Source organism: Klebsiella planticola ATCC 33531 (assembly GCF_000735435.1).
Lineage (GTDB): Bacteria > Pseudomonadota > Gammaproteobacteria > Enterobacterales > Enterobacteriaceae > Klebsiella > Klebsiella planticola.
In genome coordinates this window covers 1-15,181 of record NZ_JMPP01000033.1, presented here as the reverse complement: position 1 = coordinate 15,181, position 15,181 = coordinate 1, and the positions used below count along the sequence as shown (strand labels likewise).

Here is a 15,181-nt window from a genome sequence, read left to right as displayed (position 1 = left end):
CGGCGCTCCTTAGCGATCTTTCGGGTCGAGGGCATCACGCAGGCCATCGCCGATAAAGTTAAAACAGAACAGCGTAACCACCAGGAACCCCGCTGGAAACAGCAGCAACCACGGCGACACTTCCATAGAGTTCGCGCCATCGCTGAGCAGCGCACCCCAGCTGCTCAGCGGTTCCTGAGTACCCAGACCAAGGAAGCTTAAGAAGGATTCAAACAGGATCATGCTCGGAACCAGCAGAGAGGCGTACACCACCACCACACCCAGTACGTTAGGCACGATATGCCGAACCACAATACTGAATGTTGAAACACCGCCGACCTGCGCCGCTTCGATAAACTCTTTGCGCTTCAGGCTCAGCGTCTGGCCGCGAACAATACGCGCCATATCCAGCCAGGAGACCATGCCGATGGCAACGAAAATCAGCAGGATGTTCTGGCCAAAGAAGGTGACGAGCAGGATAACGAAGAACATGAACGGAAAGGAGTTGAGGATCTCCAGCAGACGCATCATCACGGAATCGACTTTGCCGCCCAGGTAGCCGGAAAGTGAACCGTAGAGCGTACCAAGAACCACCGCCACCAGCGCCGCAGCCACCCCGACCATCAGCGAGATACGCCCGCCGATAGCGACGCGAACCAGCAGGTCGCGGCCGGAAGAGTCGGTACCAAAGTAGTGGCCGGATGTCGTATCCGGCGCACTGGACATCATGCCCCAGTCGGTATCGAAGTAGGAGAACTGCGATACCATCGGTGCAATAGTCACGAACAGTGCGATAATCACCAGCACAATCAGGCTGGCAACGGCGGCACGGTTATGCATAAAACGACGGCGGGCGTCCTGCCATAAACTACGTCCTTCGACTTCCAGCTTTTCACTGAAGTTTTCCAACGCCTCGTTGCTTTTCTTACTTAACATCATGGCGAACTCCAGCCTCAATAGCGAATCTTCGGATCGATAACGGCATACAGCACGTCAACAATCGCGTTAAACAGAATAGTCAGCGCGCCGACCAGAATGGTCAGGCTCAGCACCAGCGAATAGTCGCGGTTAAGCGCGCCATTCACAAAAAGCTGACCAATACCCGGAAGACCGTAGATCGTTTCGATGACCATTGAGCCGGTGATGATCCCCACAAATGCTGGCCCCATATAAGAAAGAACCGGCAGCAGAGCGGGTTTCAGCGCATGACGCAAAATAATGCGCCGCATCGGCAGCCCTTTCGCGCGCGCGGTGCGGATAAAGTTGGAATGCAGGACCTCAATCATTGAACCGCGGGTAATACGCGCGATACTGGCGATATAGGCTAACGATAAGGCCACCATCGGCAGAATCATAAATTTCAGCGCCCCGCCGTTCCAGCCGCCGCCGGGCAACCAGTGCAGCGTGATGGCGAATATCATCACCAGCAGCGGCGCAACCACGAAACTGGGTATCACCACGCCGGTCATTGCCACCCCCATGACCGCATAATCCCATTTTGTATTCTGCTTCAGGGCCGCAATAACCCCTGCCGTCACGCCGAGAACGACCGCCAACAGGAAGGCGGCAAGCCCTAATTTAGCGGAAACCGGGAAGCTCGACGCCACCAGATCGTTTACCGAATAGTCTTTATATTTAAAAGAGGGACCGAAATCACCGTGCGCCAGCTGCTTCAGATAATTGAAGTACTGGGTCATGATGGGGTCGTTTAAATGGTATTTAGCTTCAATATTCGCCATCACTTCCGGCGGCAGCGTGCGTTCACCGGTAAATGGACTTCCCGGCGCCAGACGCATCATGAAGAAAGAGATCGTAATAAGAATAAATAGCGTCGGAATCGCTTCCAGACAGCGACGAAAAATAAATTTTAACATTGCCCGTACCTTCTGGCCTGTGCCTATCGAGTGCGATGAATTCAGACACGGTGGGGCAAGCGTCGCCTGCCCCACGTATTGCCATTAATGTTTGATAATATAAAGGTTTTTAACGTAGATATTATCTAACGGGTCTTTACCGGTATAGCCGCCCACCCACGGTTTAACCAGACGGGCGTTGACGTAATAGAAGACCGGCACGATCACAGAATCTTTATCGAGCTGCTGTTCTGCTTGCGCATACAGGTCGGCACGCTTCGCGTCATCATTAGTTTGTAATGTTTCGGCGATGATTTTATCGAAAGCCGGGCTCTTATAATGAGAGGTGTTATTTGAGCTGTCGCTCAGCATCGTATTCAGGAATGAGGTTGGTTCGTTGTAATCCGCACACCAGCCGGCACGCGCCACGTCGAAGGTCCCCTGATGACGGTTATCGAGGAAGGTTTTCCATTCCTGATTTTCCAGCTTGACGTTAGCCCCCAGGTTTTTCTTCCAGATGGACGCCACGGCAATAGCCAGTTTTTTATGCAGATCGGAAGTGTTATACAGTAAATTAAAGGTCAGCGGTTTATCAGCGGTATATCCGGCTTCCGCCAGCAGTTTTTTCGCTTCTTCGTTACGCTTGTCCTGAGACCAGGTAAACCATTCTGGTTTGACAACTTTCATGCCATCGGTATACGGCGGGGTATAGCTATAGGCCGGCAGGTCGCCCTGATTCTTCACTTTATTAACGATAATATCGCGATCCAGCGCCATTTTCAGCGCGGTACGGACGCGGACATCGGTAAACGGTGCTTTCTGGTTATTAATTTCGTAGTAATAGGTGCAGAGATACGGATCGACATGCACTTCTTGCGGGATCTCTTTTTTCAGTTTCTGGAACAGTTCAATCGGCATGTTGTTATAGGTCATGTCGATTTCGCCGCTGCGGTAGCGGTTAACGTCGGTAACTTCGGAAGAGATCGGCAGGTAGGTAACCTGATTAATGACGGTTTTCGCGTTATCCCAGTATTGCGGATTGCGCTCAAGCACAATACGTTCGTTAACGACCCAGTCTTTCAGCTTATAAGCGCCGTTGGTCACGATATTGGCAGGCTGGGTCCATTTCTCGCCGTATTTTTCGATGGCGGCTTTCGGCACCGGAGAAACGGATGGGTGAACGAGGAGTTTATAAAAATAAGGAACCGGTTCGCTCAGCGTGACTTCGAAGGTTTTATCATCAATCGCTTTTACGCCCAGATCGGTGATCGGCTTTTTGCCCGCGATAATGTCATCAACATTCAGCAGGTGGCCATATTGCAGATAGCTTGCGTAAGGTGAAGCGGTTTTCGGATCCGCCAGACGCTGCCAGCTATAGACGAAATCTTGCGCGGTAACCGGCGTGCCGTCCGACCATTTCGCATCTTTGCGCAGATGGAAGGTCCAGACTTTAAAATCTTTATTATCCCAGGATTCTGCGGCCCCAGGAATCGGATGGCCTTGAATATCGCCAATCACTAACCCTTCAAACAAATCGCGGTTAATGTTGGATTCCGGAACGCCTTCAATTTTATGCGGGTCCAGGGATTGCACTTCCGCGCCGTTATTACGTACCAGCGATTGTTTATCCGCCAGCTGCACCCCTGCAGGTACATCCGCTGCCATAGCAACATTCGCGGTAATTAGCGCAGACAAAATCCCCGCGGCTACCAGACTTTTTTTGGTGATGATGGTCATTGTGTTGTTACTCCATTCATTATAATTACTGGCTATTTAACCAGCCTGTTTTTTTCCCCTAACGGGATTCTGTACAGTGCAGGAGTTTATGCTGCTGTCAGACTTTACTACTTGCTATCACCGACTTATTTATTACGGCCGCTCAAACGGCGACCTTGGCGTCGATTCTTTTATCCCCTGTGGCGGGGCGGTTTCAGCCGCAACGAGTTATTTAATAATAATTCTCATTTACGTGTATTGTTCAGTGAGCGATCACGGCGGAAAGTACCAAAAGGCCATCTCATCCGCCAATGCAATTTGCAAATATGTTACCGGATTCTCTTTTATGGTTTTCTCTACGCCGCTATCTTGCCCTGTCTTGCGGCGAGAAAATCATTAAAGAATTTAGTTTTCATACAGATACTGTCAACAGCCCGTTATGGATGCCGCGGCACCACGCTGAGATGCATTTTTGTACGAAAATTTAACAATCGGTTATTATTTAGCACATTCATCTGCCCCGGTTATGAAATTACTAATATCATTTCAATTATGCGACGGCAAGCACCAGAGAATGATGTGAAGAAAATAACAGTGGCAAGGGGGTGATAAAAAGAGAGGAAACGTTCGGAAAGTTACATAATCAGCTGATAAATAACAATATTTAAAGACATTACGGAAAGCTATCTTATCGCGTGTTATCCGCTTAATTGATATGTTTTGCTAATAATGAAGCAAACGCGGAGCACCGGGCTCCGCCTCGCGCGGGCTCGTTTAACTGACCAGGCCAGGAAACAGCGCTTTTATTCCGGTGACGATAAACTCAATCCCCAGCGCCATCAGCAATAGCCCCATAATACGCGTGATGACGTTGATACCCGTCTGCCCTAACAGGCGCACCAGCCACGGCGCCATGCGGAAAATCCCCCAGCAGCATAAGGCAAACAGGGCAATGGCAAGGGAAAACCCTAACAGGTAGGTTACCGTGTGGTAGCGCGTTCCCCAGACGATAGTCGAGCTGATTGCGCCCGGCCCTGCCATCAACGGCAGCGCCAACGGCACGACGCCAATACTTTCACGAATTGCGGTTTCTGATTTTTCCTGCTTGTTTTGCTTATCCTCGCCGAGTTTGCCGCTGATCATCGACATCGCAATCGTCACGACCAGGATCCCGCCGGCAATACGGAATGAGTCAATAGAGATGCCGAAAATTTGCAAAATCGAGTCACCGAGAAAAAGCGACGTCAGCAGAATAATGGCAACCGAAAGATTCGCCGTCAGGTTGGTCTTATTGCGGATCACGGCCGTCTGATAACTGGTCATACTAATGAAAACCGGGATGATGCCTACCGGGTTAACCAGCGCAAATAACCCGATGAAAAACTTGAAGTAAGTTGAAAAATCAAACAACGGTAGAGTCACAGTGCGCTCCGCAGCATCATTAAAAATGGCTGTTGACAGTTAGCCACATAAAATATTCGCGCAGAAGATACGCTTTTTAGCAGCATAATTCATCTCAAATATACGTACAGCGGCGACAAAATGGCATGTTATCTATTTGTTTCCCTCGGTTACTTATTCACTTAGTTTGCATACCAATTATTACACTTGATTTGACTGGTCAAAAAACAGACTGCTGAAAGGTGTCAGCTTCACGTAAACTTGATCTAAATCACGTAAATTGTACTCAGAAGTGAGTAACCTTGTTCACACCAAAAGAGTGCAGCATAGCGGTACCTGAGAATTAAAAAGATCAAGCTTCTTTAGTAAATCAATGAAGCCAGCGGCGCCAGAAACGGCACCTTAACATTTAGATGCAAGCTGTTAACAGCCTGTCTATACTGTCGAATCGAGCTACTGATTTACTAAAAAAGTTTAACATTATCAGGAGAGCATTATGGCTGTTACTAATGTCGCTGAACTTAACGCACTCGTAGAGCGCGTAAAAAAAGCCCAGCGTGAATATGCCAGTTTCACTCAAGAACAAGTTGATAAGATCTTCCGTGCCGCCGCTTTGGCCGCCGCAGATGCTCGAATCCCTCTCGCAAAAATGGCCGTAGCAGAATCTGGCATGGGCATTGTCGAAGACAAGGTTATCAAAAACCACTTCGCTTCCGAATATATCTATAACGCCTATAAAGATGAAAAGACCTGCGGTGTTCTCTCTGAAGACGACACTTTCGGGACTATCACTATCGCCGAACCGATCGGCATTATCTGCGGTATCGTTCCGACGACTAACCCGACTTCCACAGCAATCTTCAAATCACTGATCAGCCTGAAGACGCGTAACGCGATCATCTTCTCTCCACATCCGCGTGCGAAAGATGCCACCAACAAAGCGGCAGATATCGTTCTGCAGGCTGCTATCGCGGCAGGCGCACCGAAAGATCTGATCGGTTGGATCGACCAGCCTTCCGTTGAGCTGTCTAACGCGCTGATGCATCACCCTGACATTAACCTGATCCTCGCGACCGGTGGTCCAGGCATGGTTAAAGCAGCTTATAGCTCCGGTAAACCAGCTATCGGCGTAGGTGCAGGTAACACTCCGGTCGTTATTGATGAAACTGCAGACGTTAAGCGTGCGGTCGCTTCCGTACTGATGTCTAAAACCTTTGATAACGGCGTTATCTGTGCGTCTGAGCAGTCAGTGGTCGTTGTTGACTCCGTCTATGACGCCGTTCGCGAACGTTTCGCCAGCCACGGCGGCTACCTGCTGCAGGGCAAAGAGCTGAAAGCCGTTCAGGACATCATCCTGAAAAATGGCGCGCTGAACGCGGCAATCGTAGGTCAGCCGGCATACAAAATTGCTGAACTGGCAGGCTTCACCGTTCCGGCTACCACCAAGATTCTGATTGGTGAAGTGACCGACGTTGATGAGAGCGAGCCGTTTGCTCACGAAAAACTGTCTCCGACGCTGGCCATGTACCGCGCGAAGAACTTCGAAGATGCTGTTGATAAAGCTGAAAAACTGGTGGCAATGGGCGGTATCGGTCATACCTCTTGCCTGTACACCGACCAGGACAACCAGCCGGCTCGCGTTGCCTACTTCGGCCAGATGATGAAAACCGCACGTATCCTGATTAACACCCCGGCTTCTCAGGGTGGTATCGGTGACCTGTACAACTTTAAACTCGCGCCTTCCCTGACTCTGGGTTGTGGTTCCTGGGGTGGTAACTCCATCTCTGAAAACGTTGGTCCGAAACACCTGATCAACAAGAAAACCGTTGCTAAGCGAGCTGAAAACATGTTGTGGCACAAACTTCCGAAATCTATCTACTTCCGTCGTGGCTCACTGCCAATCGCACTGGATGAAGTGATTACTGATGGTCACAAACGCGCGCTGATTGTGACTGACCGCTTCCTGTTCAACAACGGTTATGCAGACCAGATCACCTCCGTGCTGAAAGCATCCGGCGTTGAGACTGAAGTCTTCTTCGAAGTTGAAGCTGACCCTACCCTGAGCGTAGTACGTAAAGGTGCGGATCTGGCTAACTCCTTCAAGCCGGACGTTATCATCGCCCTGGGCGGTGGTTCCCCGATGGATGCCGCGAAAATCATGTGGGTCATGTACGAACATCCGGAAACCCACTTCGAAGACCTGGCGCTGCGCTTTATGGACATCCGTAAACGTATCTACAAGTTCCCGAAAATGGGCGTGAAAGCGAAGATGATCGCCGTCACCACCACTTCCGGTACCGGTTCTGAAGTTACGCCATTCGCAGTTGTTACCGACGATGCAACCGGTCAGAAATATCCGCTGGCTGACTACGCGCTGACTCCGGATGTGGCGATTGTCGATGCTAACCTCGTGATGGATATGCCGAAGTCCCTGTGTGCTTTCGGTGGTCTTGACGCCGTGACTCACGCCCTGGAAGCCTATGTTTCCGTACTGGCATCTGAGTTCTCCGACGGCCAGGCTCTGCAGGCGCTGAAACTGCTGAAAGAGTACCTGCCAGCGTCCTACCACGAAGGTTCTAAGAACCCGGTAGCACGTGAGCGTGTGCACAGTGCAGCGACTATCGCCGGTATCGCGTTTGCTAACGCCTTCCTCGGCGTATGTCACTCCATGGCGCACAAACTGGGTTCTCAGTTCCATATTCCGCACGGCCTGGCTAACGCCCTGCTGATTTGTAACGTGATTCGTTACAACGCGAATGACAACCCGACCAAGCAGACTGCATTCAGCCAGTACGACCGTCCGCAGGCACGCCGTCGCTACGCTGAAATCGCTGACCACCTGGGTCTGAGCGCACCGGGCGACCGTACCGCAGCGAAAATTGAAAAACTGCTGGCATGGCTGGAAAGCCTGAAGGCTGAACTGGGTATTCCTAAGTCTATCCGTGAAGCTGGTGTACAGGAAGCTGACTTCCTGGCCCACGTTGACAAGCTGTCTGAAGATGCATTCGATGACCAGTGCACCGGCGCAAACCCGCGCTACCCGCTGATCGCCGAGCTGAAACAGATTCTGCTGGATACCTTCTACGGTAACGAGTTCAGCGAAGGTGAAACTGCCGCGAAGAAAGAAACCGCAGCCGCACCAAAAGCCGATAAAAAAGCGAAGAAATCTGCTTAATCGACTCTGATAACGCTGGTAAAAAGCCCCATCTCCGGATGGGGCTTTTTTTTATCCCCTTCCGCCAGAGAAGACGGGATGAGCGATAGCAAACGCTTTTTCCTGATGCGCATTTGCGACCTGGGTATCCACGATACCGCTGGTAGAGCTTTGTTTTCGGCGGCACAGGAGCACAATCAGGGTCGCAACGCCCTCATGCCGTTGATACCGGCCAGGAGAAGTCCATCACGGAACATCGGCAGCAGCAGGCGTTTCAGGCGTAACCAGTTCTGGATAAAAGTCAGGGTATCGGTTCACGGCAGGAAGACGCAGCAGGCGCCATACAGGCGCCTGGGAGGGGAATGTTCTGTACGATTAGCAGTGGCGATGTTTACTCTGCACCCGGGTCAGCGAGCCTTCACTTAAGGCTTCTTTATAATGTTTACGGCAAACGGAAACATAGCGTTCATTCCCGCCAATCACCACCTGCTCACCTTCATTATATGGCCGCCCTTCCTGATCGAGACGCAGCACCATGCTCGCTTTACGTCCGCAGAAGCAGATCGTTTTTAATTCAACCAGCTTATCGGACCATGCTAATAAATACTGACTACCAATAAACAACTCGCCACGGAAATCCGTACGCAGGCCGTAGCACAACACCGGAATATCCAGGCGATCGACGACTTCAGACAATTCATGTACCTGCTCGCGGGTCAGAAACTGACTCTCATCCACCAGGACACAATGAACAGGCTGTTGCGCATGTTCGGCCGCAATATCGCTAAAGAGCGAGGTTTGAGGGTTAAACAGCCGGGCTGGCGAGGAGAGACCAATTCTTGAACTGACCTTACCTGAACCAAAGCGGTCATCAATCTCGGCGGTATAAACCAGGGCACGCATGCCTCGCTCTTGATAATTGTATGACGACTGTAACAAAGCGGTCGACTTACCTGCATTCATTGCAGAATAGTAGAAATAAAGTTGAGCCATCGGCTGCATCACCCCAATCAGTGTGTTTTATCGCGGCAAAATTGTAGCATATTTTCCCGTGCTACCCCCCCTTTCAGCATGGGTATAGCGGCATACGCTATGCTCGTCCTCCCTGCTGATAGATTACGCTTTTTTAATTGAATGCGGGTGCCGGCAATTTGTACAGCCCTCCTTGTTGGCCCCCTACGATTGTCCTTTTGTGCGAATCGTAGCAGGCGCCAGCCCGCTATAACGTTTTTTGCTCACCCGATTATATTAAAGATTGCCGTTACTAATACGCTAATACTCAAGAGGGATATTTATCCCTGCAAAGTATAATTTTACTCCCGGGCAACAGAGAAAAGCATACTATCTCAGGGTTTTAGCGCAGGATTCAGCTCAGGCTATAAGCAAAAAAGATGTGAAGTCGCACGTAGAATTTAACTTAAATTAATTAATTACCACGACAAATAACAAGTAATTTTGAATTCCTTACATTCTCCCCTATTGCACATCTGATTATATCGCTCTATTATTACTCCAACAAACCACCCCACAATATAAGTTTGAGATTACTACAATGAGCGAAGCACTTAAAATTTTGAACAACATCCGTACTCTTCGTGCGCAGGCAAGAGAATGCACCCTTGAAACGCTAGAAGAAATGCTGGAAAAATTAGAAGTTGTCGTTAACGAACGTCGCGAAGAAGAAAGCGCTGCAGCTGCAGAAATTGAAGAGCGTACTCGTAAACTGCAACAATACCGTGAAATGCTGATTGCAGATGGTATTGATCCGAACGAACTGCTGAGCACCATGGCGGCAGTCAAAGCGGGTACCAAAGCTAAACGCGCTGCGCGCCCGGCTAAATACAGCTACGTTGATGAAAACGGCGAAACCAAAACCTGGACAGGTCAAGGCCGCACCCCGGCAGTGATCAAAAAAGCCATGGACGAGCAGGGTAAAACCCTGGACGATTTCCTGCTGTAATCGATCAGCTGTATTTGAAAAATCCCGCTTCGGCGGGATTTTTTTTATCTGCCGTCCGGCGATATAAAAAAACCGGGAAACGAAATTCGCTCCCGGTTTATCATTATGCTGAAAACGATTACTTAGCTACTGCTTTTTCCAGCCAGGCTTTAAAATCTGCGCCGAGGGATTTATGGCGCACGCCATATTCCACAAACGCCTGCATATAGCCCAGTTTATTACCGCAGTCGTGGCTCTTACCTTTCATATGATAGGCCTCAACCGTCTCTTTCTCGATCAGCATGTCGATCGCATCGGTCAGCTGGATTTCATCCCCGGCTCCCGGAGGCGTTTTTGCCAGCAGCGGCCAAATGTCCGCGCTCAGCACATAGCGACCGACGACAGCAAGGTTAGACGGCGCCACATCGGCTTTCGGCTTCTCAACCACACCCACCATCGGGACGCTTTCGCCCGGCTGCAGGGACTCGCCTTTACAGTCGACAACGCCGTAGGCGGTAACATCAGCGACAGGCTCAACCATAATCTGGCTGGATCCTGTTTCATCAAAACGGGAGATCATTTCGGCCAGGTTATCACGGGAAAGATCCGACTCGAATTCATCCAGAATAACGTCTGGCAGAATAACCGCGACCGGCTCGTCACCCACCACCGGGTGCGCGCACAGTACCGCGTGGCCCAGACCTTTAGCCAGACCCTGACGGACCTGCATAATGGTGACATGCGGCGGACAAATAGACTGAACTTCTTCCAGCAGCTGACGTTTAACACGTTTTTCCAGCATCGCTTCCAGTTCAAAACTGGTATCGAAATGGTTTTCGATAGAGTTTTTAGACGAATGGGTCACCAGAACAATTTCAGTAATTCCGGCTGCGATGCATTCGTTAACAACGTACTGAATTAAAGGCTTATCTACCAGTGGCAGCATTTCTTTCGGAATAGCCTTGGTGGCGGGTAGCATCCTGGTACCTAATCCCGCAACCGGGATAACAGCTTTTCTTACTTTAGAATTAAGGGCAGCCATTGAAATCTCCTGGACTGTTCGTTTTTTAAACTTTTCGTTAATAATAACGTGTCGAGTATATCAGTCCACTCAGGCAAACCTGGTCTGAAAAGGTTTGTGTTCCCTCGAATTAGGACTTTACTTATAAAACGCAATGATAGTACCACCGCAAAAGATTACCCGGTAATCCTACCAGCTTAAAAAAACAGGTAATTGTTCATTCCGCAGACAACATCAGTCGCAAACGCCCTCCGGCCCCCCAAATTTGGCACTGCCATGATGCGCAGCGCTGGCTAATTTGGTTGAGATAAGCGTTACCCAATGTCCCTAACGGAACGCCATTGCTAATCTGAATTTGATGTTCTCCGGTATTGAGTGTGCCATTCAGACCTGCGGATACCAATATCAAATTTTTCAGACCGCTATGGTAATAACCCACCAGCAATGGAAATTGCCCAGGTAAATTGGCCTGACGCAGTAATTGGTTAACCTGTTTCAACAGGCTCCCCATTTCCGGCAGGCGCTGCCCCTGATGGGCCAGCTGCTCCTGAAGCAATCCATTAAACAAAGCCCGCAGCAACAGCGCCGCCAGCACCCCATTATCTCCTGCTCGTGTGACATCCAGACAATAGAAGGCCAGATCATTTTCTGATAATGGCGCAATATCGAGCACCAGACCGGGTTTATCCGCCGACACCAGCTGACGATAATGAATACGGCACTTCGAAATTTCTTGCTGTACCGGAGGCTGAAGCTCCTGCAGCAGCCTTGACGCTGCGGTAGGGTCGCTAACCAGCGCGTCCCAGTCCTCAAACAACCGTTCTTCTTCCTCAACCCGCGAGTTGAACATATTGGGATACAGACAGGCATACACCGTTTCCCGCAGGCGGTTGAAATCTTTTACCGGCTTTAGCAACACATCCTGGACGCCAAGGCGCAACGCCCTGGCAATATCGGCCATATTTTCCGTTGCCGAAATCATCAGAATCGGCAGCGTTTCGCCCCGGTTGCGTATCTGCTCCACCAGCTCAAGACCATTCATTCGCGGCATAGAGATGTCGCAAATCATCAGGTCGGGTTTGGACTCGGCCATCTTCTGGAGCGCTTCCACGCCATCCCCCGCCAGTGCCGTTGTCGCGCCCAGTGAGGTTAGCCAGGAGTGCAAGAGTGAGCGGAAAACGGCTTCGTCTTCAACTATCAGAATCAGTTTTCCCGCCAATGGCTGCGTCATGATCTCTCCTCTGGCTGACGATAGTTAAATAGTGGCATGCAATTCACACTATCGCCTGTCAGAATTTACTTAAGTCCTGGTTAAATGGCGTCACACCGCAGTGCGCACCAAGGGTAGTAGCTCATCCATCTTCTTTTCAACCGCCTGATATCCGGCAGCAATCGCCTCACCGGCACGATGAAAATCAAGCGTGGATATTTGTGGGCAAAAAGGCTGCAGCAGAATATCGGGAGGATCGCCCGCCATCCGATTGCGTTTCAGGCGATTTTCCAGCACCTGAATAGAGGTCGACATAATCTCCATCGCCGTTGGCGTCGCCGCGCGACGGGAGGTCATTCCGCTCAGACGCGCGCGAATCCTCGCATGCCAGGAAAAATCTTTGTCTTCTTCAGGCTGAGGTTTTTCAATGGACCACAAATCCTGCTGCATCAGATGCGCATCGTGCTGTAAGTCGACGGCAATCACGATATCCGCCCCCAGCGCGCGCGCCAGGGAAACCGGAACGGGGTTGACTACCGCGCCATCGACCAGCCAGTAGCCATTATGCATGACCGGCGACATCAGGCCCGGCATGCTGCAGGAGGCGCGCACGGCCTGGTGCAGATCGCCCTCGGTAAACCACAGTTCGCGGCCGGTGCTTAAATTGGTCGCCACCGCAGCAAAGCGACGGTCGCAGCGCTCAATATCGGAGACGGGCAATACCTGTCGGAACTGATTGAATACGCGCTCACCGCGCAGCAGGCCACCGCGACGCCAGGAAAGATCCATCAACCGCAGCACGTCCCAGTTACTAAAAGAGGAGACCCATTTCTCAAGGACCGGAAGCCGATTGCAGGCAAAGGCGGCCCCCACCAGCGCACCGATTGAACATCCTGCGACGATATCAATTTCAATGCCCGCGCGCTGTAGCGCTTTAATCGTCCCTATATGCGACCACCCGCGGGCAGCTCCCGCCCCTAACGCCAGACCAATTTTAAGCTTTCTCATTATGACCGATATACTTCCTTCCACTCCGAGCATGGCATCATTGCCACAGCTCAGTTAACATAAAACACTTTGGCGCCGATGCGCCGTGATTCTTTTTCCATGGAGGCCGCTTTGTCGCCATTATGCCCTTGTGGCAGCGCTCTGGAGTATAGCTTATGTTGTCAGCGATATCTGACCGGCTCGTTGCCCGCACCGGATCCCTCACAGCTGATGCGATCTCGCTATAGCGCGTTTGTCATGAAGGATGCCGATTACCTGATCGCCACCTGGCACCCTTCCTGCCAGCCACAGCACTTCCGGGACGATCTGGAAAAGGGGTTCGCTAAAACGCAGTGGCAAGGCTTAACCGTATTTGCTACCGATGAAGGCCGTCACCCCGACGAGGGATTCGTCAGTTTCATCGCGCGATACCACGACGATAACCGCCCCGGCGCGATTATTGAACGTTCCAGATTCTTAAAAGAAAATGGACGGTGGTATTATATCGACGGCACACGACCGCTGATTGGTCGTAACGACCCCTGCCCTTGCGGTTCAGGTAAAAAATTTAAAAAATGCTGCGGCCAGTAAAGTTGGCGCCGGCAATAGCAAACACTACAGGATTTTCCTCGCGATGCATTCATTACAACGTAAAGTACTACGCACCATTTGCCCTGACCAGAAAGGACTCATCGCGCGTATCACGAATATTTGTTACAAGCACGAGCTGAATATCGTGCAGAACAACGAGTTTGTCGATCACCGTACCGGTCGCTTCTTTATGCGTACCGAACTGGAAGGTATTTTTAATGACGCCATTCTGCTCGCCGACCTTGATAGCGCGCTGCCGGAAGGCTCTATACGCGAACTAACCCCCGCTGGCCGCCGTCGCGTGGTGATCCTGGTCACCAAAGAGGCACACTGTCTGGGCGATCTGCTGATGAAAGCCAACTATGGCGGCCTGGATGTTGAGATTGCGGCGGTCATCGGCAACCATGAAACCCTGCGCTCGCTGGTTGAACGTTTTGATATTCCGTTCCAGCTGGTCAGCCACGAAGGGCTGACGCGCGAAGAACACGACAAGCTGATGGGCGACGCCATTGAATCCTATGCGCCGGATTATGTGGTGCTGGCGAAGTATATGCGCGTTCTGACGCCGGAATTCGTTTCCCGCTTCCCGAACCAGATTATCAACATTCATCACTCCTTCCTGCCAGCCTTTATTGGCGCCCGTCCTTATCATCAGGCCTATGAGCGCGGCGTGAAGATCATCGGCGCTACCGCCCACTACGTTAACGACAACCTGGATGAAGGCCCGATCATTATGCAGGATGTAATTCATGTCGATCACACCTATACGGCGGAAGATATGATGCGCGCGGGGCGCGATGTTGAAAAGAATGTGCTGAGCCGCGCGCTGTATCAGGTTCTGGCCCAGCGCGTGTTTGTTTACGGCAACCGAACGATTATTCTTTAATCGATAATGAAATGAACTGGTTAGCATTACACCTTTACGCGTAAATTTCAGGCAACCAGTTTAATTTTATCAACGGAAAGCTTTACAGGGGCGCATCATTTGATATGATGCGCCCCGCTTCCCCAGAAGGAAGCAGGCCAGTATTATGCATTACCCCGTGGTGGGGTTCCCGAGCGGCCAAAGGGAGCAGACTGTAAATCTGCCGTCATCGACTTCGAAGGTTCGAATCCTTCCCCCACCACCATTATTCACCACAGTAATGTGGTAACCCCGGCAAATCTCAGCAAGGTTTGCACTTGTCGGGAAGGGTAAGAACCTTCGATTAAGGTTCGACTCGAGCGCAAGCGAGAGAACGTTGCCGCAGGCAACGGCCCGAAAGGTGAGGCGCGAAGCGACGAATAATCCTTCCCCCACCACCATTCACTCCGCTGAATGTTGTCATCT

Annotated in this window: 12 protein-coding genes, 1 tRNA gene and 1 other RNA gene; 6 read left to right on the top strand and 8 right to left on the bottom strand. The window is 51.0% G+C overall.

The window, feature by feature from the left end; all coding sequences use genetic code 11:
• Positions 1 to 9 precede the first annotated feature (9 nt).
• The 4 genes from oppC to GRPL_RS11055 all read right to left on the bottom strand — a co-directional run bounded on the left by oppC (position 10) and on the right by GRPL_RS11055 (position 4,970).
• Entirely contained in the window at positions 10 to 918 is a 909-nt protein-coding gene (gene oppC, locus GRPL_RS11040) for an oligopeptide ABC transporter permease OppC (RefSeq protein ID WP_032687122.1), read from the bottom strand.
• A gap of 14 nt (positions 919 to 932) precedes the next feature.
• Positions 933 to 1,853, bottom strand: a complete 921-nt coding sequence (gene oppB / locus GRPL_RS11045; protein ID WP_004863406.1) for an oligopeptide ABC transporter permease OppB — start codon at positions 1,851 to 1,853, stop codon at positions 933 to 935.
• Positions 1,854 to 1,937: 84 nt separating this feature from the next.
• Positions 1,938 to 3,569, bottom strand: coding sequence for an oligopeptide ABC transporter substrate-binding protein OppA (oppA, locus tag GRPL_RS11050; protein WP_032697388.1), 1,632 nt, complete (start codon positions 3,567 to 3,569; stop codon positions 1,938 to 1,940).
• Positions 3,570 to 4,322: 753 nt separating this feature from the next.
• Entirely contained in the window at positions 4,323 to 4,970 is a 648-nt protein-coding gene (locus GRPL_RS11055) for a YchE family NAAT transporter (protein ID WP_004863410.1), read from the bottom strand.
• A gap of 475 nt (positions 4,971 to 5,445) precedes the next feature.
• On the opposite strand from GRPL_RS11055, the gene adhE reads away from it, so the two are divergent.
• Positions 5,446 to 8,124, top strand: a complete 2,679-nt coding sequence (gene adhE / locus GRPL_RS11060) for a bifunctional acetaldehyde-CoA/alcohol dehydrogenase (RefSeq protein ID WP_004863415.1) — start codon at positions 5,446 to 5,448, stop codon at positions 8,122 to 8,124.
• A gap of 354 nt (positions 8,125 to 8,478) precedes the next feature.
• Here adhE and tdk read toward each other — a convergent pair whose 3' ends face one another.
• Positions 8,479 to 9,096, bottom strand: a complete 618-nt coding sequence (gene tdk, locus GRPL_RS11065; protein ID WP_032699614.1) for a thymidine kinase — start codon at positions 9,094 to 9,096, stop codon at positions 8,479 to 8,481.
• A gap of 559 nt (positions 9,097 to 9,655) precedes the next feature.
• On the opposite strand from tdk, the gene hns reads away from it, so the two are divergent.
• Positions 9,656 to 10,063, top strand: coding sequence for a histone-like nucleoid-structuring protein H-NS (gene hns / locus GRPL_RS0125750; RefSeq protein WP_004863421.1), 408 nt, complete (start codon positions 9,656 to 9,658; stop codon positions 10,061 to 10,063).
• A gap of 118 nt (positions 10,064 to 10,181) precedes the next feature.
• Here hns and galU read toward each other — a convergent pair whose 3' ends face one another.
• The 3 genes from galU to rssA all read right to left on the bottom strand — a co-directional run bounded on the left by galU (position 10,182) and on the right by rssA (position 13,281).
• Positions 10,182 to 11,084: a UTP--glucose-1-phosphate uridylyltransferase GalU gene (gene galU, locus GRPL_RS11070; protein ID WP_032687120.1), complete on the bottom strand. Its 903-nt coding sequence runs from the start codon at positions 11,082 to 11,084 to the stop codon at positions 10,182 to 10,184.
• A gap of 196 nt (positions 11,085 to 11,280) precedes the next feature.
• Positions 11,281 to 12,294: a two-component system response regulator RssB gene (gene rssB, locus GRPL_RS11075; RefSeq protein WP_032699503.1), complete on the bottom strand. Its 1,014-nt coding sequence runs from the start codon at positions 12,292 to 12,294 to the stop codon at positions 11,281 to 11,283.
• Positions 12,295 to 12,384: 90 nt separating this feature from the next.
• Positions 12,385 to 13,281 carry a patatin-like phospholipase RssA gene (gene rssA, locus GRPL_RS11080; protein WP_032699501.1) on the bottom strand — a complete coding sequence of 299 codons (897 nt, stop codon included), beginning with the start codon at positions 13,279 to 13,281 and terminating at the stop codon, positions 12,385 to 12,387.
• Positions 13,282 to 13,392: 111 nt separating this feature from the next.
• On the opposite strand from rssA, the gene GRPL_RS0125745 reads away from it, so the two are divergent.
• The 4 genes from GRPL_RS0125745 (at position 13,393) to GRPL_RS26280 (ending at position 15,156) form a co-directional block, all read left to right on the top strand.
• A complete protein-coding gene (locus tag GRPL_RS0125745) occupies positions 13,393 to 13,851 on the top strand; it encodes a YchJ family protein (RefSeq protein WP_032687117.1) in 459 nt (152 codons plus the stop codon).
• Positions 13,852 to 13,894: 43 nt separating this feature from the next.
• Positions 13,895 to 14,737: a formyltetrahydrofolate deformylase gene (gene purU / locus GRPL_RS11085; protein ID WP_004863432.1), complete on the top strand. Its 843-nt coding sequence runs from the start codon at positions 13,895 to 13,897 to the stop codon at positions 14,735 to 14,737.
• Positions 14,738 to 14,896: 159 nt separating this feature from the next.
• A tRNA-Tyr gene (locus GRPL_RS11090) sits at positions 14,897 to 14,981 on the top strand.
• Between the two features lie 43 nt (positions 14,982 to 15,024).
• Positions 15,025 to 15,156: non-coding RNA, RtT sRNA (locus tag GRPL_RS26280), on the top strand.
• Positions 15,157 to 15,181: the final 25 nt, after the last annotated feature.

Excerpts from the sequence above, each read along its gene's own strand:
- adhE (WP_004863415.1), top strand. The coding sequence starts at position 5,446 with ATGGCTGTTACTAATGTCGCTGAACTTAACGCACTCGTAGAGCGCGTA.
- galU (WP_032687120.1), bottom strand. The coding sequence starts at position 11,084 with ATGGCTGCCCTTAATTCTAAAGTAAGAAAAGCTGTTATCCCGGTTGCG.
- oppB (WP_004863406.1), bottom strand. The coding sequence starts at position 1,853 with ATGTTAAAATTTATTTTTCGTCGCTGTCTGGAAGCGATTCCGACGCTA.
- hns (WP_004863421.1), top strand. The coding sequence starts at position 9,656 with ATGAGCGAAGCACTTAAAATTTTGAACAACATCCGTACTCTTCGTGCG.
- oppA (WP_032697388.1), bottom strand. The coding sequence starts at position 3,569 with ATGACCATCATCACCAAAAAAAGTCTGGTAGCCGCGGGGATTTTGTCT.
- tdk (WP_032699614.1), bottom strand. The coding sequence starts at position 9,096 with ATGGCTCAACTTTATTTCTACTATTCTGCAATGAATGCAGGTAAGTCG.
- oppC (WP_032687122.1), bottom strand. The coding sequence starts at position 918 with ATGATGTTAAGTAAGAAAAGCAACGAGGCGTTGGAAAACTTCAGTGAA.
- rssB (WP_032699503.1), bottom strand. The coding sequence starts at position 12,294 with ATGACGCAGCCATTGGCGGGAAAACTGATTCTGATAGTTGAAGACGAA.
- rssA (WP_032699501.1), bottom strand. The coding sequence starts at position 13,281 with ATGAGAAAGCTTAAAATTGGTCTGGCGTTAGGGGCGGGAGCTGCCCGC.
- purU (WP_004863432.1), top strand. The coding sequence starts at position 13,895 with ATGCATTCATTACAACGTAAAGTACTACGCACCATTTGCCCTGACCAG.